This is a genomic window from Paenibacillus sp. FSL H8-0283 (assembly GCF_045040675.1).
GTDB classification, from domain to species: domain Bacteria; phylum Bacillota; class Bacilli; order Paenibacillales; family Paenibacillaceae; genus Paenibacillus; species Paenibacillus amylolyticus.
The window spans coordinates 2,616,360-2,636,081 of the sequence record NZ_CP150295.1; the positions used below are offsets into that span (position 1 = coordinate 2,616,360).

The window sequence follows — 19,722 nt, forward strand, 5'->3', positions numbered from 1 at the left end:
AGTACTCGTGCTGTCTAACAGCCCCTGTCCCAATGGACAGGGGCTGTTAGCACGCTAACTATGGAGTAAAGGCCGGGCAGAGTTCCCGGTCTTTTGTATTATTGGTGTTCTTTGTGTTATGTGAAGATGTGCTTGGCGTAGTCAGAATGAAAATGTTATGAAAGGGGAGACCAGAATGGATCAACATGACGAGGATTTATATGAAGAAGCAGAACAGGATGGCCTATCCCAATTTCCGGACAACGAAGAACTTATTATTACACGTGTAGAACGAACGAAGAGCAGGCAAGCTCGTTATCGAATCACTTTTGGCATCCACTCCATTACGGTTCTTGAAGATGTGATGATTAAATACAGGATGACTCAAGGTAATACGTTTATGAAGAAGGATCTGGAAGATATCATTCTAGCTGATGAGCGACAGCGGACGTATGCACAGTCTCTGCGTTTTTTGGAGCATAAGCCACGTACGCGCCATGAATTAAGTCAGAAACTTCGTCAGAAGGAGTTTGCTGCACCTTTGATTGAAGAGGCGCTGGATCGGCTTGAGCGGGAGAACCTGGTGGATGACGATCTATTTGCGAAGGAATGGACAAGACAGCGTATGGAGGGCAAGCGGAAGGGAAAACTGTGGATAAGGCAAGAGCTGCGTCAAAAGGGCATTGCCAATGATCTCATTGTTGAGGCACTAGAAGGGATCAGTACAGATGCGGAATTTGAGACTGCCTTGAGTGCCGGACGCAAAAAATGGAATCAGGTCAAAGGGGACGTCAAAGAGAAGAAAAATAAAACGCTTCCCTTCCTAATGAGACGTGGTTTTTCAATGGATATGGTGCGCCGGGTCGTGAATTGTTTAATTGAAGAAGATGAGGCTGGGGACCCTGAAGATGACGAAGCGTTGTTATGGGATTAGCAGACTAGAGTCTCTATACTGCATTCTCTTGACAATTTCTTTCGTCAAATACTAAAATGGACATGAGTCTGTAAGAAATGGACAACCCTTTTTCCTTCCAAAAAAGCGGTTTCGGTTTCTTAAGATTTATACCATTCTTAATTATGGGTTCGCTGGAAACAGTGAATAGTACGTGGAAACATGTACATGTGAAATGAAAATCGGCGGGGGATCGCCGTGAGTATTCGTTATTCCCAAACATATGTAAGGTTTGAAAACTGCAAATTGACCCAAGGAATGCCTTGGAGGAACCAACGAGGAGGTGAACAGTATGGAAATTGCAATCACGATCGCTCTCGTTGCAGCCGCGCTATTCATTGGGTTCGGAGTAGGATATTTTATTCGCAAATCTCTTGCAGAGGCTAAAATCTCTAGTGCGGAACAAGCTGCCGTACAAATCGTGGAGAACGCGAAGAAAGAGGCAGAAGCACTGAAGAAAGAAACGGTGCTGGAAGCGAAGGATGAAATCCATCGCATTCGCGCTGAAGCTGAAAAAGACACTCGTGAACGTCGGAATGAAATTCAACGACAAGAAAGACGATTGTTGCAAAAAGAAGAGTCGCTGGATAAAAAATTGGAATCACTCGAACGTAAAGAAGAGCAAGTGGCTAACAAAGAGAAACGAATTGATGAGACTCAGCAGCAGATCGAAATGATTTACAAAAACCAGGTGACAGAGTTGGAACGTATATCCAACCTCACCATGGAAGACGCACGCAGTATCATACTGTCCAACGTAGAACAGGAAGTTCGTCATGAGACGGCTCAAATGATCAAGGACATTGAACAACAAGCGAAGGAAGAAGCGGACAAAAAGTCCCGCGAGATTATTACACTCGCCATCCAACGCTGTGCGGCTGACCACGTAGCGGAAACAACGGTATCTGTTGTTACCCTGCCAAATGAAGAAATGAAAGGCCGGATTATCGGTCGTGAAGGACGTAACATCCGTGCGCTTGAAACCCTTACAGGGATTGACCTCATTATCGATGATACGCCAGAAGCTGTTATTCTGTCGGGCTTTGACCCGATTCGCCGTGAAATCGCCCGTACTGCCCTGGAGAAACTGGTGGCTGATGGACGTATTCACCCGGCACGGATTGAAGAGATGGTTGAGAAATCCCGTAAAGAAGTGGATGAGCGCATCCGTGAATACGGTGAGCAAGCTACCTTTGAAGTGGGCGTGCATGGTCTGCATCCGGATCTGATCAAAATTTTGGGCCGGTTGAAGTTCCGTACAAGTTACGGTCAGAACGTCTTGAAACATTCCATGGAAGTCGCTTATCTGGCTGGACTGATGGCTGGCGAACTGGGAGAAGACGTAACTCTGGCAAGACGTGCAGGTCTATTGCATGACATCGGTAAAGCGCTGGATCACGAAGTGGAAGGATCACACGTCGAAATTGGCGTGGAACTGGCGAAGAAATACAAAGAACATCCGGTTGTAATCAACAGTATCGCGTCCCATCACGGAGATTGCGAAGCGACTTCGGTCATTGCCATGTTGGTTGGCGCAGCAGATGCGCTCTCCGCAGCAAGACCAGGCGCACGCCGCGAAACGCTGGAAACGTATATCAAACGACTGGAGAAGCTGGAAGAAATCTCAGAATCCTTCGAAGGTGTCGAGAAATCGTACGCCATTCAGGCCGGACGCGAAGTTCGCGTTATGGTACAGCCTGAGAAGATCGATGATGCTGAAGCTTTCCGCTTAGCCCGTGACATCACGAAGATGATTGAGAATGAACTCGACTATCCGGGTCACATCAAAGTCACCGTCATCCGGGAAACCCGTGCGGTTGAATACGCAAAATAGAGCATTACGGAAAAGTGGCCGCAGTAGTGGGCCACTTTTCCTGTTGATAGCCTGTTAAAGGCAACTACACATCATGGAGCATGAGATAGAGTCCTGCAAAGGTTCAACATTTGAAGTAAGAGGACTTTGCAGGAATTGAGGAGGCAGTAATCAATGAAAGTTTTGTTTATTGGTGACATTGTAGGTAACGTGGGACGTAAGGCATTAAAGGAAAATTTACCGTACTTGAAATCGAAGTATAAGCCACATGTAGTGATTGTGAATGGTGAAAATGCGGCAGCAGGTCGTGGCATTACCGGTGCAATCGCAAATGAGTTTTTCAACTGGGGTGTACATGGTATTACACTTGGTAATCATACTTGGGACAATAAGGATATTTTTGATTTTATAGATGATGAGCCCCGCATGATTCGTCCAGCGAACTTTCCACCAGGCACACCAGGACGAGGGTACACGGTTGTCAAAGGCGAAGGGAAAGAGCTAGCGATTGTCAATCTTCAAGGAAGAACGTTCCTGCCTGCTCTGGATTGTCCATTCCGTGTAGCTGATGAAATTGTAGATGAGCTGCGCCAAGACCATAAATGTATTTTGGTCGATATGCATGCTGAAGCGACGTCAGAAAAGATTGCCATGGGATGGCATCTGGATGGACGTGCGTCTCTTGTTGTAGGTACACATACGCATGTACAGAGTAATGATGATCGGATTTTGCCTGGAGGAACAGCTTACTTGACGGATGCGGGCATGGTAGGACCTCGTGACGGCATATTGGGTATGGAGCGTGAGGCCGTGCTGCGTAAGTTCTACACCCAGCTACCTGTACGTTTTGTTGTAGATGATGGCAAATGGCACTTCCACGGTGTTTTTGTTGAAATTGATGAAGCCACAGGTGCGGCAACACGCATCGAAAAAATTCGTCTGACGGAGGACGAGTGGCGCATGGAATAGGGGTATTGTCCCAATTTGCAGGGAAACCCGTCTAAAAAGAAGGAATTTTTTTGCCTCCCGCGAATAACATCTAGTAAGTGGAAACAAACTTTCAACATTCCCAGGGAGGTACTTACCATGGATGTATTAAAAGTTTCAGCAAAGTCCAATCCTAATTCTGTAGCCGGCGCTCTTGCAGGGGTTCTTCGTGAACGTGGAAATGCTGAACTGCAGGCAATTGGAGCGGGAGCACTGAACCAAGCCATTAAAGCGGTAGCGATAGCCCGGGGATTTGTAGCACCAAGCGGAGTTGACCTGATTTGTATTCCAGCTTTTACAGACATTGTGATCGACGGCGAGGACCGAACGGCCATTAAGCTGATTGTGGAGCCCAGATAATACATGCAGTATGCATTGAACCTGTTTACGATGTAGACAGGTTTTTTTGCGTTTTTTTACAATAACATATGGAGGAGGGTTTAAGATGTCCATGTCTGATTGGCGTGTAGCTGATTTTCACTGTGATGCACTGAGCAAAATTTTGATGCAGCCTGCTCTTTCATTCCAAGATGCTCCACAACTGGATGTGAACTTGCAACGTTTGAAAGAGGGGAATGTAGAATTGCAGGCGTTCGCCATCTATTTACCCGAAGTGCTTGGCAGAGGCAAGTTTGAACATGTGATGGGGCAGTTGGAGATTTATCGTAGACGTGTGGAGAGAAGTCAGGAGCGGCCTGGCGGCACACAGACGTTGTTATGGCGTGAACAGGTGGCTCAGGTGGGGCAAACAGGGGGGCCGTGGGGATTAATCACACTGGAGGGTGTGGATGGCCTGGAGGGCAACCTGTTCTATCTGGAGTTATGTTATCAGATGGGCGTTCGAATTATTGGACTAACGTGGAATTATGCCAATTGGGCGGCTGACGGAGTAATGGAGAAGCGTGGAGCAGGTCTGACCGAGAAGGGGAAGGAACTGGTGCGCCAGTGTAATGAAATCGGAATGCTGCTCGACGTGTCACATCTGACAGAGAAAGGTTTCTGGGAACTGGCTGACTTGAGTAAACGTCCTTTTATCGCCTCCCACTCCAACAGCTACAGCGTATGTCCCCATGTGCGTAATCTGAAAGATGATCAGATTCAGGCTATCATTGCCCGGGAAGGGCGGATCGGACTGACGTTTGTACCCTGGTTTGTAAAGCAGGAGGGTGAGGTACGTATAAAAGATCTGCTGCCTCATATTGAGGAGATTTGTTCTCTCGGCGGGCAGCATCATCTGATGATGGGGTCTGATTTTGATGGAATTTCAACGTATATTCAGAGACTTGAACATTCAGGACATTATCCGAGACTGACGGAAATCCTGCTCAAGCATTATGATGAACATTTAGTGCGCGGCTGGTTGTGGGGGAATGCGATGAGTTATCTGGGGGAACACTTGCCAGAGAGCAATCCGAAGATGCAGATGAAGGGGAATTCCATGAAATAGTGAACTGGTGTGTGTTTTGAATGTGTTGAATTGAAACTTGCTTTCCAAATAAAGGAGGGGAATGATGGTGAAATAAGTGTATTTCATGAATTTTCACCAGTTCGTTTTCATTTCACTCCAAAAAGGGGTATAATACCATTGGATTGTTAAGAGCCTGAGTACAGGCCATAGATAAACAAGGAGTGAATTTACAATGAGTAAAACAGTACCTGTGGGCGTATCTGCCCGTCACATTCATGTATCCCAAGAGCACGTTGAAATTTTGTTTGGCAAAGGTTATGAACTGACTGAATTTAAACCTCTGTCCCAGCCTGGCCAATACGCTGCTAACGAAACTGTAGCGGTAATTGGTTCGAAAGGACAGTTTGATAAAGTGCGTATCCTTGGACCTGTTCGCCCTGAAACGCAACTGGAGATCTCCATGACAGATTCATTTGCGATTGGTGTTAAAGCACCTGTACGTGAATCTGGAAGCATTGAAGGTACACCAGGAATCACAATTAAAGGTCCTGCTGGCGAAGTTACGATTGATAAAGGTGTTATCGTTGCTGCTCGTCACATTCACTTCCATACTTCTGATGCTGCTAAATGGGGTATCGAGGACAAACAAATGTTGAAAGTTCGTCTGGGTGGAGATCGTGGTCTGGTACTGGAAAATGTACTGGCTCGAGTATCCGATTCTTTTGCACTGGACATGCATATTGATACAGATGAAGCTAACGCTGCTGGCGCTCGTAATGGCGACACTGCTGAAATCATCGATTAATTACATGTAATAGCCTCAGCCCCCAATTATGGCGGTCTGAATAACAGTTAAACCTGAGCACAGCCAACAGGGGCCGGTTAATTCCAGCCCTGATGGCAAGGCTCAGGTTTTTGTGTTTTCTGAGTGTTCTTCTGAGCATGGCATGTTTCGGATTAGACGAAGGGAGATGCGCTTTGGATGTGGAACTACAGCCCAATTCATGCTATAATTTGCTGTAATGCTCTTTTAATGTTCCAAGCAAGATATTCATGTGGAACAGGGATGAATGAACGATTTTTTATTAATAGAGGCTGTAAGGAGTGACCGAAGGAAATGGCTAAAGACTCAAAAAAGGATTACTCCCAATATTTTGATTTTTCCGATGCCAAAGTAATTTCGCAAGATGAATTCAGCAAAAAGATAAGAATCCGGGGCCGTGAGATTAACATCAAATCGGAACCCAATCATCGTCAGGAGAAACAGCGGGGCAAGGAAGACGTCCAGGTGCTTTACGAAAATGCCGTTCCCGATGAACTGAAAAACATAGGGAAAGGTAAACACTATATTGTATATACGTATGGATGTCAGATGAACGAGCATGACTCGGAGACCATCAAAGGACTCCTTGAGTCTATGGGATATCAGGCTACAGAGAATCGCAAAGAAGCTGATATTATTCTGCTCAATACGTGTGCCATACGAGAAAATGCGGAAGATAAAGTATTTGGTGAGCTTGGTCACCTCAAAACGCTAAAACTCGAACGTCCGGGATTGTTACTTGGCGTATGCGGTTGTATGTCCCAAGAAGAAGGCGTCGTCAACCGAATCATGCAGAAGCATGGCTTTGTGGATATGATCTTTGGTACACATAACGTGCATCGACTGCCACATCTAATCCAGGAAGCGTTGTTCAGCAAAGAAATGGTTGTTGAGGTATGGTCCAAGGAAGGCGACATCATTGAGAACCTGCCGAAGAAACGTGAGGGTATGCGCGGCTGGGTGAACATTATGTATGGCTGCGACAAATTCTGTACATATTGCATCGTTCCGTTTACGCGGGGCAAAGAACGCAGTCGTCGTCCGGAAGATGTCATTGCCGAAGTACGTGATTTGGCACGACAAGGCTTTAAGGAGATCACGCTGCTTGGTCAAAATGTGAATGCGTACGGCAAGGACTTCACCGACCTGAACTACAGTTTTGGTGACTTGATGGATGCCATTCGCCAAATTGATATTCCAAGAGTACGTTTTACAACCAGTCACCCACGTGACTTTGATGACCACTTGATTGAAGTGCTGGCCAAGGGCGGAAATCTGGTGGAGCACATTCATCTTCCGGTGCAATCTGGCAGTTCAGAAGTACTCAAACGTATGAGCCGCAAGTATAACCGGGAACACTATCTGAAGCTGGCTGACAAAATTAAAAAGGCCATCCCGGATGTTGTGTTAACAACGGATATTATTGTTGGTTTTCCGGGGGAAACGGAAGAACAGTTTGAAGATACACTTTCCCTTGTCCGTGAAGTAGGGTATGATTTTGCCTATACCTTTATTTATTCCCCGCGTGAAGGTACACCGGCTGCAGTGATGGAAGACAACGTACCGATGGAAGTGAAGAAGGAACGTTTGAAGCGCTTGAACGAAACGATCAACGAATACAGCCACCGAAGCAATGAAGAGCAACGCGGCAAAATCGTTGAAGTGCTCGTTGAAGGCGAGAGCAAACGGAATTCCGAAGTTCTGGCAGGACGTACACGCAGCAACAAGCTGGTGCATTTTGAAGGACCTAAAGATTTGATCGGTACTTTCGTACAAGTGGAAATCACCGATCCGATGACTTTTTATATTAGGGGCAACCTGCTCTCCGAGCCGGTAGCTGCCAATCAGTAATACACACACACACATAAGATGAATGATTTTTTGCACTTAGCGGGGTTACGCCGAGCGTAGCGAAGGTGACGGAATCGATTCTGTAGAAGCGAAGCGTTCGCCTTTGTCTCCGAATTTTAACCTTGAACAATCTTAATCGAAAAAATTCGGAGACAACAGCGATCAAAAGAACGATCCGACACCGCAGCGGTCACTCAGCAGTCGACTGAGCTTAATGCAACATTGAGTTTTCATCTTATATCATCTCATAGAATGGAGCGATTTCAGTGGCGCAGGAAGAAGTGCAGTACAACCATTATGGAATGCCAACCTACGATACGCGCAATCTGGTCATACGCGACGACATTATGGGAAAAGCCAAAGAATTGGCTGATATGCTCGGAACGAGTGAGGAAGTTAGACAGTTTCAACAGGCTGAAACCAAAATTCGGGATCATGAGCGCATCCAGCAGTTGATTGCAACGATCAAGAAAAAACAAAAAGAGATTGTTGCTTTTGAAAGCTTCAAAAATGTGGAGATGGTCAGCAAAATTGAACAGGAAATTGAAGATCTGCAAAGCGAACTGGACAGTATTCCATTGGTTACGGAATTCCAGCAGAGCCAGAGCGACATCAACTACTTGCTTCAACTAGTGATCTCTGTAATCCGGGATACGGTTTCTGAAAAAGTAAACGTGGAGGCTGGAACGGATTCACCTCCGACCAGTTGCGGTTAAATGACGGAAGGGTGCGGACGCTGTCCGCGCCTTTTTTGACATTACATAACCGTTAATGTGGAGTGGCTATCGCCAAGTACTCGGAATATAATTCCAAGCAAAGCTCCACGCTGTGGGGTTATTTTGTGTGGCGCGGCTGATTTTTAATGATAAAGGCACATGACATCAAGAGAGCTTGATACGTACAGTGAATAAAGGAGAAATGAATAATGAGTATTTTGGACAAAATGGTGGAAGACGGAGACGGACGATTCTGGGGATTTCTCGGCTGTCGTTATATTAAAGGAGACGGAAAAGAAGTACAGATTGCGTTGACAGCAGGCGAACATCATACCAACTCCATGGGGATTATTCATGGGGGTGTATTGACTTCACTGATGGACCAGGCGATGGGTATGGTTGCAACAGCAGCAATGGAAGTAGACGGCTGTGTGACAACAAATCTGAACGTACATTTTCTTGCACCCATGAAACAAGGGGAATTAACGGTGACAGCTACGGTACTGCATCAAGCAGGACGCAGTGTTACGACTCAATCGGAGGTTCGTGATGCATCGGGCACGTTGGGATGTATGGCTACGGCGACATTCCGCATAGCACGCCCGAGAACGTAATGCATGAATCCTGCGGTTGACAAAAGATATTATTATGTCATAATGAAATTATCAAAATGAAAATAGTCGGTGGTGCCCATGAGCGAAAACTACGAACACTTCAATGCAGAGAGCGACGAACAAGCAGCACGTGCTTATAGTTCCCAAAAATATCGTACCCCCGATGGTGTTCCTGCGGATATCGTTATGTTCACCTTAACCAAGCGGGAGCGCAAGACGGTGACGAAGACACTTCCCATTCGGGAACTGAAAGTGATGCTGATCAAGCGCAAAGGCTGGCCTTTTGCAGGTAGATGGGCATTACCCGGTGGATTTTGTCAGGAGAATGAATCCATCTACGGTGCAGCTAAGCGTGAGTTGATGGAAGAGACAGGTGTAGACGGTGGACATCTGGAATACTTGAATGTATACAGTCAGCCGGGTCGTGACCCGAGGGGCTGGATTATCTCACACGCATTTTTCGCGCTTGTAGAAGAATGGATGCTGGATCAACGCCAAGCGGCAGATGATGCTGAGGATGTTGGGTTGTTCACGATTCAGGAGGCGCTACAAGAACTGGAACTGGCCTTTGATCACAGAACAATCATTGAAGATGCTTATCGACGTATTCAACAGCAGATGCTGGAAACGACGATTGCTCGTCAGTTCCTGCCACGTGATTTTACATTAAGTGAATTATATCAGGTTATTCAAAGTGTTGTACCGGATTTTGAAGAACCAAACTTCATTCGCAAGATTACGTCAACCCGCAGCCGTAAAGGCATTGTGGAAGAAGTAAGAGATGAAGAGGGGAACCTGGTGAGTTCCAACCAGTACTCGCAGCGTCCGGCGCAGTTATATCGTTTTACAGAACTCGTACCACGCCTGTCCATCTACACGTAATAAGGTGTAGATGTGTCAATCTGATTGAATCAGGATCAACCATTTCTGGGCTAAGGGAGTGTTGACGATGAAAGCACTGATTGTCATTGATTTTACGAAGGATTTTGTGACAGGTTCTTTGCCTGTAGGTCAGCCAGCAGTAGAGATCGAAGAGACGATTGCAGCTGTAACCGAGGCCTATTGTAAGAACAAACATGAGGTAATCATGGCTGTGGATCTGCACGAAGAGAATGATCCGTATCACCCGGAGACTGTACTTTTCCCACCTCATAACATCAGAAATACGGAGGGAAGACAGTTATATGGTCGTCTTGCCCAAGTGATGGAAGAACGGAAAACAGATATACAGTGGATGGATAAGACGAGATATAGTGCATTCTGTGGGACCGATCTGGAACTCAGACTGCGTGCACGTGGTATTACGGATATTGCACTGATTGGGGTATGCACGGATATTTGCATATTGCATACCGCAGTGGACGCTTACAATAAAGGTTTTCATATTACGGTATACGAAGATGCCGTTGCCAGCTTCAATCCGGCAGGGCATGAGTGGGCACTTGGACATTTTCGTTCCAGCCTTGGTGCTTCGGTGGTTAAGGCGAGCGAGACAGTCTTGGCTTAATTTACTCCATAGTCATGTTTGGTTGACTCCATGTTAGGAACCGGATGAATGTGGTGAATGGTGTATAGAGTTTTTTACGGGAGACTTGTTTGTTTAATACGGATGAACAGAATCATGAAGAATGAGTCTCCATATGTTAACCCGTGTTCACAGATGAAATCTGGGGGCACGAGCGGAAGTCAGAGAGGATGAGACAAATGCAGACAACTAGCCTGGCTTTACATACGGATAAATATCAGATCAATATGATGTACGCCCATTGGGTGAATGGTACTCACAAGCGGAAGGCGGTATTTGAAGCCTATTTCCGTAAACTTCCTTTTGGTAACGGATATGCGGTATTTGCCGGATTGGAACGTATTGTGAACTATATCAGCCAGCTTCGGTTTACGATGGACGACATCAAATTTTTATCCAAACAAGAGGAAAATTACGATCCGGTCTTTCTGGAAGAGTTGCTCCAGTTTTCATTTCAGGGGACGATTCATTCCATGAAGGAGGGTGCAATTGTTTTCCCTGACGAACCGCTCATTCGGGTAGAAGGCTCCATTATGGAGACTCAATTGGTGGAGACGGCGATACTTAACTTCATGAATTATCAGACGTTGATTGCAACCAAGGCTTCGCGGATCAAACAGGTAGCACAACAGGATACGTTGCTCGAATTCGGCACACGGCGTGCGCAGGAAGCGGATGCTGCCATCTGGGGCGCACGTGCCTCGTATGTAGCAGGCTTCGATGCAACGTCTAATATGCTGGCCGGAGAGCGCTTTGGGATCCCAACAGCAGGTACACATGCCCATTCCTGGGTACAGAGCTTTATGAGCGAACAGGAGGCCTTTGACGTGTATGCCAAAGTGTTGCCTGATCAGGTTACACTGTTGGTTGATACCTTTGACACATTGAACAGTGGAGTACCTCACGCCATCAAAACAGCCAAGAAGTTGGAGAGCCAAGGCAAAAAGATGAATGCGATTCGTCTCGACAGTGGTGACCTAGCGTACTTGTCGATTCAGGCACGTCAGATGTTGGATGAGGCTGGGCTGGATTATGTGAAAATTGTAGCATCCAATGATTTGGATGAAAATACGATTTTCAACCTGAAGGCTCAAGGAGCACGGATTGATACATGGGGTGTTGGTACACAGTTGATTACCGCTTCTGACCAGCCATCTTTGGGTGGAGTGTACAAATTGGTGGAGCGTGAAGTGGACGGTGCCATGTTGCCTACGATCAAAATATCTGCCAATCCTGAAAAGGTGTCCACTCCAGGTAAAAAGGAAGTGTTCCGGATCATTGATCCGAAACATGGCAAAGCGATTGCAGATTATATCTGCTATCCAGAGGAAGAGCAGCCGCTACAGGGCGGACCGCTCAAGCTGTTCAACCCGCTACACCCTTACCTGAAAAAGACGGTTACCCGCTACGAAGCAGTCAATATGCTGGAGCCAATCTTTGTGAATGGACGTAAAGTGTATGAACTGCCTAATCTGGATGAGATTCGTGCGTATCACCGGGAACAGATGAACCTCTTCTGGCCTGAATACCAACGGAAGCTCAACCCGGAGATCTACCGTGTGAACATCAGCCCTGCGGCATGGAATATGAAGCAGAAGCTCATTGCGGAACATGTGAAATCCACAGAGGAATAATTCACACATAAGAATTACAGAGAGGCATAACCAGTGAGGTATACTGGCTTATGCCTTTTTGCTGCCTATAGAATGTATACGTTCTTAGCGGAGTTGAACGATTCGATGATTGCAAGCAAAATTTCCGCTATACGCGTTCTGTCTTCTGTGAAAGTACGTCGATAGTTGATAGACGTTATTCTTATATGATCCCGATGAGGTGGACCAGTGATGTAAGAAATCTCATGGACAGACTGCCAAGGTAGCAGGCTATACTGGAAATAGTCATGCCCAATTCAAGAGGTTGTAGGGGAAAAGCAGTAATTATTTCTTGGGAAAGCGCACGAGACGCCAAATTCTGCATCGCATTGTTTCAATCCCGCAGCTGTAGGGGATGAAAGTAAGAGGAGGTGCAGACATGAGATGGATATTAGGACTGGTCTGGATCGCTTTTATTGCCTATGCAGTGTTGTTGGCACCAGGGCAGTCACCTGGAAGTGATCCGATATTCAAAGAACTGATCACCCTGCAAAGCAAAGAGCCTTGGTTACTTACGGTATTTTCGTGGTTAGGTATTTTCCCGGCAGTTTATGTCTGTATGCTGTTAAGAACATCTGTGAAAGAACGAGGTGGCCGTGTACCGGCTTGGCCTTTTGTCATACTTTCTTTTGGACTGGGTGCTTTTGCCCTGCTTCCCTATTATGCATGGTCATCATCCGCAAATAGAGCTTCGGGTTACGCAAACTTACATTTTGGTCATCAGCGGGAGTCGGGAATTGGACGGGTAGCAGCCCACAAACTGACGCATGTCGTCCTTCTGCTGTTAACGCTGGGGGCAACATTCTATGCCGTGACGCAAGGTCATCCGGCTGTATATATGGAAGCATTCAATCAATCTGCCTTTGTACATATCATGACGATTGATTTTGTACTGCTGACCTTACTTTCCATGATTGCGATATACAGGGATACTAAAGTGAGTCGACGTTCAGCAGCTTGGACCGCGGCAGGCATCATCCCTATTGTGGGTCCACTAATCTATCTGTTGACGCTCAGGAGAGACAGAGTTTGATCATCAATATTTGAAGGATTCCATAGGTAAACGGAGCCGTTAAGCCTGAATGCGAACAATTCATGTGCTTAATGGAAAAATATATAAAATCCAAAAGAGGAGTGGCTATAGATGAAAAACCATTTTAACGCATATGTTGTCCGTAAAGAAGAACAGGGCGGAGTGAAAGCTGCTATAGAGCAATTGAAGAAGGAAGATCTGCCAAATGGAGATGTAACGGTACAGGTGCAGTATTCCAGTGTCAATTATAAAGACGGACTCGCTACCCTTGACAAAGGCGGTGTCGTTCGTGAGTACCCGATGGTACCGGGAATTGATCTGGCCGGAACGGTAGAAGAGTCGGTCAGTGGACGTTTTGCACCAGGAGATCGGGTGATCAGTACAGGATTTGAACCTGGCGTATCCCATTACGGAGGGTACAGCGAGTATGCGCGTCTGCGCAGTGAATGGCTGGTACCTCTGCCACCAGGTCTCAGTGAGAAAGAGGCCATGGCAATTGGAACCGCAGGATTTACGGCTGCACTTTCGGTAGATGCGCTGTTACAGGCTGGAGTGACACCGGAGATGGGCAAGGTTCTGGTTACGGGTGCAACGGGTGGTGTTGGCAGTATGGCAGTAGCGATTCTGGCGAAGCTTGGCTTTGAAGTAACAGCCAGCACAGGCAAGAAGGAGCAGGAGGAGCCATTGCTTAGAAACTTGGGAGCCTCAGAGGTCATTACTCGTGAAGAAGCTGATACTCCAGCTAAAGGAGCGATGGGGAAACAGCTATGGGCGGGAGTTGTTGATCCAACAGGAGGACCGGCTCTTGCGGAGCGATTAAAACAGATTCAATACGGAGGTGCGGTAGCGGTATCCGGGTTAACTGGAGGCACTGCTTTTGAATCCACGGTACTTCCGTTTATTTTGCGTGGCATCCAGCTTATTGGTATAGACTCTGTATATTGTCCGATGGAACGTCGGGAACGATTGTGGAAACTGCTCGGCGGAGAATGGAAACCGGAGCGCGCGCTGGAACTGGGAATCCGGGAGATTTCTCTAGATCAATTGTCTCATACGCTAGAGACGATACTCCAAGGTGGTGCAGTAGGTCGTACGGTGGTCAATACAATATCAGATCTGCCATCCGCATAAGATTCTAAGTCCTTAGACATGCTAATTCTACCTGATTGGGTCACAGTACACGTGGCTGGAAAGGAAGGATTGGCATGTGGTTTGGTAGAAAAGGCCGAAGTCTGGTTGGAAGAACAATGAAGTCGGTACTTGTAAGTGGCGTGTTGATCACGAGTGTCTGGTCCCTGGTGGCTTGTTCGGCATCATCCATTGAACAGGAGCGGAAGGTCTACACCCGCGAAGCGACAGATGAAGGAAATGTGCGGGCACAGAGTCAAGGACACGGATTAAACGGTGAATTGGTGAGTGAGATCAGTAAGAGTTTTGAAGCAAAAGGCATTCAACTTATGAATAACATGTCTGCCGATGACGACCATGGCGGGATCTCTTATATGTATTTGTTGAATGGAAGTGGCAGACACATCGTGAAAGTCCATATTTTCAGTGATGCGACAACCCGGGCGGCCAGCATGAAACAAATGTATAGTGAGAATCGTGATGAGGCTGTCTTGGAGAATGCGCTTGGCCGGACAACGATTCGTAGCAAAGGGTACGTCTCACTCGTTTATACAGCTTCCGGTGGGGAAAAGGACAAGTATGAACAGGATGTTATGCAGGTGTTCCAACATGTGTTGGGGCAACTAAGGTAAGAGAAGATGGGAGCACAGAAAACTTTCAATCCTTACCGTACAGCTGAAAATAAACCCGAAAAACCCGTCTGATCTTTCAGACGGGTTTATATATTTCACGCATGACATGCCGCAACTCGGGCAGAATGAGTTTTTCCATGGCCAATTTGACAGCTCCTTTGGAACCCGGCATGGAGAATACGGCTGTGCGTCCAATCGTTCCAGCGACGGCTCTGCTCAGGATGGCAGCGGAACCGATATCTTCAGTGTAACTGAGAAAACGGAAGATCTCACCAAAGCCCGGGAGTTCCTTGTCGAGTAGTGAGGATACTGCTTCATAAGTTGTATCTCGGGGTGCAATCCCTGTACCGCCGCTCAGCAGCACGGCTTCAATATCATCACGAACAGCTGCATCTTGCAGGATGCTTCGAATGTTCTCCGTTTCATCTGGTGTGATGATGTATTCAACAATCTGATAACCCGCTTCATTCATAAGCTGGTGCATGAGCTGGCCACTGGTATCGGTGTCTTTAGTACGTGTGTCAGACACTGTAACAATCATGCACGATACCGTGTCAGGGGCTTCCTGGCGATGTTGTTCCACTGAATTAGTCATGAAACTTCCTCCTTCAATCAACATGTCCTCATAGCATAGACCATCCGTTAGAATCAGGCAATGTACTGGGGAAGAGTTGAACGTTATTGCACAACGAATGCGGGATGGTGTACACTCGCTAGATATAGATAGACTAGGTTACAAGAAGGACAATCAGAGAGGTGTATACGCATGAATGAAACGATTATAAAAGAACAATCCATACCTGTATATATACTGTCAGGTTTTTTGGGGAGTGGCAAAACAACACTGCTTGTTCAGTTGATTGAACATTGGCAACAGCAGGGTTTGCGCCCCGCAGTGGTTATGAATGAGTTAGGCGAAGTCAATCTTGATGGTCAGATTGTGGATTCCACCGTTCCGATGACAGAGATGTTAGGTGGATGCATCTGTTGTACCGTACGTGGTGACTTGGGATTGCAACTTGCCGATCTCGTTCAGGAGGAATCACCTGATGTGATCATCATTGAAGCAACCGGTGCGGCGAATCCAATGGAGATTCTGGATGCAGTAACAGAGACTTCACTTTACATGCGATTGGAACTGAAAAGTCTCATTACCGTTGTGGATGCAGCACATCTATCTGGTCTGTATCAGGAGCAGAAGGGGCAGACCTTCAAGCTAATGCAGGAGCAGATTCGTTGTGCGTCTGTGCTTCTCTTGAATAAAACGGATCGGGTGAGTGCACAGGAACTGAAGGATCTGGAGCAGCTTTTGGCAAAATGGAATGGCTTCGCACCTGTAATTCCTACAGTGAAATGTGAGGTGGAGATGGATCTGCTGCTTCGCAGCGGGGCAGACGTGCATGTACGTGATTCAGCTTCTGAAGCAGGCAAGCCGGCTCACCAAGAGCATCATGTGCATACGGAAACCTGTGGTACACATGGCTGCAATCATGGACATGAGCATACAGATCATACAGTCCAAGGCGATGCTACGAATACTGACGCATCTCATAGCTATAGTCATGACCACGGACACGAGCATTCTGCTCCTCATGCCTCACACGAACATGTTATGGTGTATACACATTATTTCAGTCATCCGGTGAACAGTGAGGCGTTTGAACAATTTGTATCTGCTTTGCCACGGGACGTGTATCGAGCAAAAGGCATCTTATCGTTTAGTGACACGGCGAGCCGTTTCTGGTTCCAGTATGCCTACCGTGAATCGGATTACATGAAGATCACACCTCAGGGAGAGGTCCCTAATGTTGCTGTGTTTATAGGTGAACATTTTGACCAAACTGTCATTCGTGACCAATTACTGGAATTGGAAGCGATAAAGTAGGTTAGATGATTCAATATTCCTCCGAACTGGGTATTAAGATGCATAGCAAACTTTGCCTGGGAGGTAACTTTAAATGACACAACAACAATATCAACAATGTATCGATGCTTGCCTGGAGTGCATGAATGCATGCAACGTATGTTACATATCGAGTCTGAAAGAATATGATCTGGCGATGTTGCGTGATTGCATTCGTTTGAATCGGGAATGTGCGGAGATCTGCAGTTTTGCTGCACAAGCGATGACACGTGGAAGTGATTTCATTGCTGAAATATGCGAATTGTGTGTGAAAGCTTGTGAAGCTTGCGCCGCTGAGTGTGGCAAACACCACCATGATCACTGCCAAGCATGTGCAGAGGCTTGCCGCAGATGTGCAGAAGCTTGCCGGTTGATGGCAGCAGTAGCGTAAATATTATTTCACTGGAATATATAACCAAACCGATAATGACCGTTGTCCCCTAAGGGAAGGCAGTGAACACAAGCATCTGAGACGATGTGCCTATGTGTTGCCTTTCAGTAGGGGATTTTTAATGCAGGTTGCCAAGTCTGATCATGGTATGTATAATGATGGCAATGAATTGAAACGAAGAATATCAATGATCGGGAGAGTAGCCAGATCCATACATGACAGCGAGCCGGGAGAGGTGGAAGCCGGTATGACATGACCTGAGTGAACCGCACCCGTGAGATGGTTATCCGAAAAGATGTACGTATCCCGATCGGGATAGACCATATCTGTCTGAGGGTAACCCGGCTTGCGACCGTTATACGCATGGAGCGGAACAGTTTTACTGGTATGCATGTTGATGCATATTAGGAGTAGCCTGTTCACCTAGAGTGGTACCGCGGGAACTGTTAATTCAGCTCTCGTCTCTTATTTAGAGACGAGAGCTTTTTTGTGTTTAATTTCAGCCAATAATGAATGAATAAGGAGTGTTTGACATGTTGATGAAGCAGGCTGCGGCCGATATTACCCCTTTAACGGGTTTGAATGAAGAAGAGGTTCTGAGATTACTGGAAGTCCCACCACAGGCGGAGATGGGTGATGCAGCATTCCCTTGTTTTGTATTAGCGAAGTCATTAAAAAAAGCACCGGCAGTCATTGCGACCGAGCTCGCAACGGGATTGCAGGCATCTGGAATTGAAGCGACTCCCGCCGGGCCGTATGTAAATATCCGTTTCAATCGGGAGAAGCTCGCGCCGAATCTGCTGAAAGAACTGGGGAATGCGGCATTTGGTAAGCTTCAGCTTGGTCAAGGTTCACGTGTTGTAATTGATATGTCTTCCCCTAACATCGCAAAACCCTTCGGAATTGGACATTTGCGTTCTACTGTAATCGGTGCAGCACTGTATCGGCTGTATAACGAAGCGGGTTATACCTCCGTAAGTGTAAATCACTTGGGAGACTGGGGAACCCAGTTTGGCAAGCAGATCGCAGCGTACAAACGGTGGGGCAATGATGAAGCGTTGCAGGCAGACCCGATCCGTACGTCACTGGAACTGTATGTGCGCTTCCACGATGAGGCGGAGAACGATCCTTCACTTGAGATTGAGGCACGCGACTGGTTCCGCAAGCTGGAGCAAGGGGATGATGAAGCACAGCGGTTATGGGCGTTCTTTGTGGAAGTGAGCATGAAGGAATTCAACCGGATGTATGAACGTCTGAATGTACAGTTCGACCATACGCTGGGAGAAAGCTTTTACAATGACAAGATGGGTGCAGTGGTTGAAGAACTGAAGGAAAAAGGTTTACTTGAAGAGAGTGATGGAGCACTCGTGGTACGTCTGGAAGATGAGAACATGCCCCCGTGCCTGATTATCAAAAAAGATGGAACAACAATTTATCCTACTCGGGATTTAGCTACGGCAGTCTATCGTCATGAGGTGATGAAGGCAGATCGGTTGTTATACGTGGTCGGAGGCGAGCAGAAGTTACATTTCCGGCAGGTATTTGCGGTCCTATCCCGGATGGGTCATGAATGGTCTGCGAAGTGTGAACATATCCCGTTTGGATTAATGCGTTTTGAGGGACGGAAAATGTCTACCCGCCGCGGTAAAGTCGTCTTTTTGCAGGAAGTGTTGGATGAGGCAGTCGCTCGTGCTTTGCAGATTATTCAGGAGAAAAACCCGAATCTGGAGAACCCTCAGAAGGTGGCTGAGGCTGTTGGTGTAGGTGCCATTGTCTTCGGTGATCTGCGTAATAGTCGGTTAAACGATGTGGACTTCTCCTTGGAGGATGCGGTGAGTTTTGAAGGAGAGACCGGACCTTATGTGCAGTATACCCATGCCCGGATTCAAAGTGTGCTTGCCAAGGCAGAAGAGGCGATCCGCGTGGAAAATGAAAACCCTTTGACTAAACCCAACCTTGCGGAAGGTGAGAATAACACAGTAACCACTCTATCCCCTATCGGAGATACCTCATGGGCATTGCTGAAACTGCTTGGTGATTATCCCGAGTATTTGGAAAAAGCGATTCATCGGAATGAGCCTTCGGTCATTGCCAAATATACTATAGATGTCGCTCAAGCATTCAACCGTTTCTATCACGCCGAACGCATTGCGGATGCGTCATCTGATGTAAGATCCTTCAGAGTGGCATTGGCCAAACGGACTGCCGAACGCCTCGCGTACAGTTTACATTTGCTAGGTGTGCAAGCTCCAGAGCGGATGTGATCCCAGGTGATAAGGAGTACACGTGGACTTTTCAAAAAAGCCGATCAAGAT

At 46.8% G+C, this 19,722-nt stretch carries 20 protein-coding genes; 18 read left to right on the forward strand and 2 right to left on the reverse strand.

Annotated elements, in window-relative coordinates; genetic code table 11:
• Nucleotides 1-175: 175 nt before the first annotated feature.
• The 15 genes from MHI52_RS11890 (at nt 176) to MHI52_RS11960 (ending at nt 15,113) form a co-directional block, all read left to right on the forward strand.
• On the forward strand, nt 176-913 hold the full coding sequence (locus MHI52_RS11890) for a regulatory protein RecX (RefSeq protein WP_074094594.1): 738 nt from the start codon (nt 176-178) through the stop codon (nt 911-913).
• A 310-nt stretch (nt 914-1,223) separates the two neighbouring features.
• Nucleotides 1,224-2,765, forward strand: coding sequence for a ribonuclease Y (rny, locus tag MHI52_RS11895; RefSeq protein WP_036670418.1), 1,542 nt, complete (start codon nt 1,224-1,226; stop codon nt 2,763-2,765).
• A 153-nt stretch (nt 2,766-2,918) separates the two neighbouring features.
• Nucleotides 2,919-3,713, forward strand: a complete 795-nt coding sequence (locus MHI52_RS11900) for a TIGR00282 family metallophosphoesterase (RefSeq protein ID WP_036609256.1) — start codon at nt 2,919-2,921, stop codon at nt 3,711-3,713.
• 117 nt (nt 3,714-3,830) lie between these two features.
• On the forward strand, nt 3,831-4,091 hold the full coding sequence (locus MHI52_RS11905) for a stage V sporulation protein S (protein ID WP_007430104.1): 261 nt from the start codon (nt 3,831-3,833) through the stop codon (nt 4,089-4,091).
• 85 nt (nt 4,092-4,176) lie between these two features.
• Nucleotides 4,177-5,178, forward strand: coding sequence for a dipeptidase (locus tag MHI52_RS11910; protein WP_405159062.1), 1,002 nt, complete (start codon nt 4,177-4,179; stop codon nt 5,176-5,178).
• A 193-nt stretch (nt 5,179-5,371) separates the two neighbouring features.
• Nucleotides 5,372-5,944 (forward strand): phosphate propanoyltransferase, encoded by a 573-nt coding sequence (gene pduL, locus MHI52_RS11915; RefSeq protein ID WP_017689107.1) that lies wholly within the window; start codon nt 5,372-5,374, stop codon nt 5,942-5,944.
• A 312-nt stretch (nt 5,945-6,256) separates the two neighbouring features.
• Complete coding sequence (gene miaB / locus MHI52_RS11920) at nt 6,257-7,813, forward strand: tRNA (N6-isopentenyl adenosine(37)-C2)-methylthiotransferase MiaB (protein WP_036609253.1); 1,557 nt, start codon at nt 6,257-6,259, stop codon at nt 7,811-7,813.
• A 302-nt stretch (nt 7,814-8,115) separates the two neighbouring features.
• A complete protein-coding gene (locus MHI52_RS11925) occupies nt 8,116-8,529 on the forward strand; it encodes a RicAFT regulatory complex protein RicA family protein (RefSeq protein ID WP_197997748.1) in 414 nt (137 codons plus the stop codon).
• Between the two features lie 209 nt (nt 8,530-8,738).
• Nucleotides 8,739-9,143, forward strand: coding sequence for a PaaI family thioesterase (locus MHI52_RS11930; RefSeq protein ID WP_036609249.1), 405 nt, complete (start codon nt 8,739-8,741; stop codon nt 9,141-9,143).
• A gap of 78 nt (nt 9,144-9,221) precedes the next feature.
• Complete coding sequence (locus tag MHI52_RS11935; protein WP_036609248.1) at nt 9,222-10,025, forward strand: NUDIX domain-containing protein; 804 nt, start codon at nt 9,222-9,224, stop codon at nt 10,023-10,025.
• 67 nt (nt 10,026-10,092) lie between these two features.
• Nucleotides 10,093-10,650: a cysteine hydrolase family protein gene (locus MHI52_RS11940; RefSeq protein WP_036609245.1), complete on the forward strand. Its 558-nt coding sequence runs from the start codon at nt 10,093-10,095 to the stop codon at nt 10,648-10,650.
• A gap of 197 nt (nt 10,651-10,847) precedes the next feature.
• Entirely contained in the window at nt 10,848-12,302 is a 1,455-nt protein-coding gene (locus tag MHI52_RS11945; protein ID WP_036609243.1) for a nicotinate phosphoribosyltransferase, read from the forward strand.
• Between the two features lie 397 nt (nt 12,303-12,699).
• Nucleotides 12,700-13,353 carry a hypothetical protein gene (locus tag MHI52_RS11950; RefSeq protein WP_127543726.1) on the forward strand — a complete coding sequence of 218 codons (654 nt, stop codon included), beginning with the start codon at nt 12,700-12,702 and terminating at the stop codon, nt 13,351-13,353.
• A 111-nt stretch (nt 13,354-13,464) separates the two neighbouring features.
• A complete protein-coding gene (locus MHI52_RS11955; RefSeq protein WP_127543724.1) occupies nt 13,465-14,484 on the forward strand; it encodes an oxidoreductase in 1,020 nt (339 codons plus the stop codon).
• 74 nt (nt 14,485-14,558) lie between these two features.
• Entirely contained in the window at nt 14,559-15,113 is a 555-nt protein-coding gene (locus tag MHI52_RS11960; protein ID WP_127543722.1) for a hypothetical protein, read from the forward strand.
• Between the two features lie 76 nt (nt 15,114-15,189).
• Here MHI52_RS11960 and MHI52_RS11965 read toward each other — a convergent pair whose 3' ends face one another.
• Nucleotides 15,190-15,708 carry a molybdenum cofactor biosynthesis protein B gene (locus MHI52_RS11965; RefSeq protein WP_127543720.1) on the reverse strand — a complete coding sequence of 173 codons (519 nt, stop codon included), beginning with the start codon at nt 15,706-15,708 and terminating at the stop codon, nt 15,190-15,192.
• A gap of 171 nt (nt 15,709-15,879) precedes the next feature.
• Between MHI52_RS11965 and MHI52_RS11970 the strand changes: the two genes are divergently transcribed.
• Nucleotides 15,880-16,998, forward strand: a complete 1,119-nt coding sequence (locus tag MHI52_RS11970; protein ID WP_036670424.1) for a GTP-binding protein — start codon at nt 15,880-15,882, stop codon at nt 16,996-16,998.
• Nucleotides 16,999-17,071: 73 nt separating this feature from the next.
• Complete coding sequence (locus MHI52_RS11975; RefSeq protein ID WP_036609230.1) at nt 17,072-17,407, forward strand: four-helix bundle copper-binding protein; 336 nt, start codon at nt 17,072-17,074, stop codon at nt 17,405-17,407.
• Between the two features lie 141 nt (nt 17,408-17,548).
• Here MHI52_RS11975 and MHI52_RS11980 read toward each other — a convergent pair whose 3' ends face one another.
• Nucleotides 17,549-17,800, reverse strand: coding sequence for a hypothetical protein (locus MHI52_RS11980; RefSeq protein ID WP_164783096.1), 252 nt, complete (start codon nt 17,798-17,800; stop codon nt 17,549-17,551).
• Between the two features lie 140 nt (nt 17,801-17,940).
• Between MHI52_RS11980 and argS the strand changes: the two genes are divergently transcribed.
• The gene (gene argS / locus MHI52_RS11985; RefSeq protein ID WP_127543718.1) at nt 17,941-19,671 is read left to right on the forward strand and encodes an arginine--tRNA ligase; all 1,731 of its coding nucleotides are present in this window, start codon (nt 17,941-17,943) and stop codon (nt 19,669-19,671) included.
• The last annotated feature ends 51 nt before the right edge of the window (nt 19,672-19,722 follow it).

Excerpts from the sequence above, each read along its gene's own strand:
- miaB (WP_036609253.1), top strand. The coding sequence starts at position 6,257 with ATGGCTAAAGACTCAAAAAAGGATTACTCCCAATATTTTGATTTTTCC.
- MHI52_RS11910 (WP_405159062.1), top strand. The coding sequence starts at position 4,177 with ATGTCCATGTCTGATTGGCGTGTAGCTGATTTTCACTGTGATGCACTG.
- MHI52_RS11900 (WP_036609256.1), top strand. The coding sequence starts at position 2,919 with ATGAAAGTTTTGTTTATTGGTGACATTGTAGGTAACGTGGGACGTAAG.
- MHI52_RS11965 (WP_127543720.1), bottom strand. The coding sequence starts at position 15,708 with ATGACTAATTCAGTGGAACAACATCGCCAGGAAGCCCCTGACACGGTA.
- rny (WP_036670418.1), top strand. The coding sequence starts at position 1,224 with ATGGAAATTGCAATCACGATCGCTCTCGTTGCAGCCGCGCTATTCATT.
- MHI52_RS11945 (WP_036609243.1), top strand. The coding sequence starts at position 10,848 with ATGCAGACAACTAGCCTGGCTTTACATACGGATAAATATCAGATCAAT.
- MHI52_RS11950 (WP_127543726.1), top strand. The coding sequence starts at position 12,700 with ATGAGATGGATATTAGGACTGGTCTGGATCGCTTTTATTGCCTATGCA.
- MHI52_RS11960 (WP_127543722.1), top strand. The coding sequence starts at position 14,559 with ATGTGGTTTGGTAGAAAAGGCCGAAGTCTGGTTGGAAGAACAATGAAG.
- MHI52_RS11975 (WP_036609230.1), top strand. The coding sequence starts at position 17,072 with ATGACACAACAACAATATCAACAATGTATCGATGCTTGCCTGGAGTGC.
- MHI52_RS11970 (WP_036670424.1), top strand. The coding sequence starts at position 15,880 with ATGAATGAAACGATTATAAAAGAACAATCCATACCTGTATATATACTG.
- MHI52_RS11980 (WP_164783096.1), bottom strand. The coding sequence starts at position 17,800 with ATGCATACCAGTAAAACTGTTCCGCTCCATGCGTATAACGGTCGCAAG.
- MHI52_RS11955 (WP_127543724.1), top strand. The coding sequence starts at position 13,465 with ATGAAAAACCATTTTAACGCATATGTTGTCCGTAAAGAAGAACAGGGC.
- MHI52_RS11925 (WP_197997748.1), top strand. The coding sequence starts at position 8,116 with ATGCCAACCTACGATACGCGCAATCTGGTCATACGCGACGACATTATG.
- MHI52_RS11940 (WP_036609245.1), top strand. The coding sequence starts at position 10,093 with ATGAAAGCACTGATTGTCATTGATTTTACGAAGGATTTTGTGACAGGT.
- argS (WP_127543718.1), top strand. The coding sequence starts at position 17,941 with ATGTTGATGAAGCAGGCTGCGGCCGATATTACCCCTTTAACGGGTTTG.
- MHI52_RS11890 (WP_074094594.1), top strand. The coding sequence starts at position 176 with ATGGATCAACATGACGAGGATTTATATGAAGAAGCAGAACAGGATGGC.
- pduL (WP_017689107.1), top strand. The coding sequence starts at position 5,372 with ATGAGTAAAACAGTACCTGTGGGCGTATCTGCCCGTCACATTCATGTA.
- MHI52_RS11930 (WP_036609249.1), top strand. The coding sequence starts at position 8,739 with ATGAGTATTTTGGACAAAATGGTGGAAGACGGAGACGGACGATTCTGG.
- MHI52_RS11935 (WP_036609248.1), top strand. The coding sequence starts at position 9,222 with ATGAGCGAAAACTACGAACACTTCAATGCAGAGAGCGACGAACAAGCA.
- MHI52_RS11905 (WP_007430104.1), top strand. The coding sequence starts at position 3,831 with ATGGATGTATTAAAAGTTTCAGCAAAGTCCAATCCTAATTCTGTAGCC.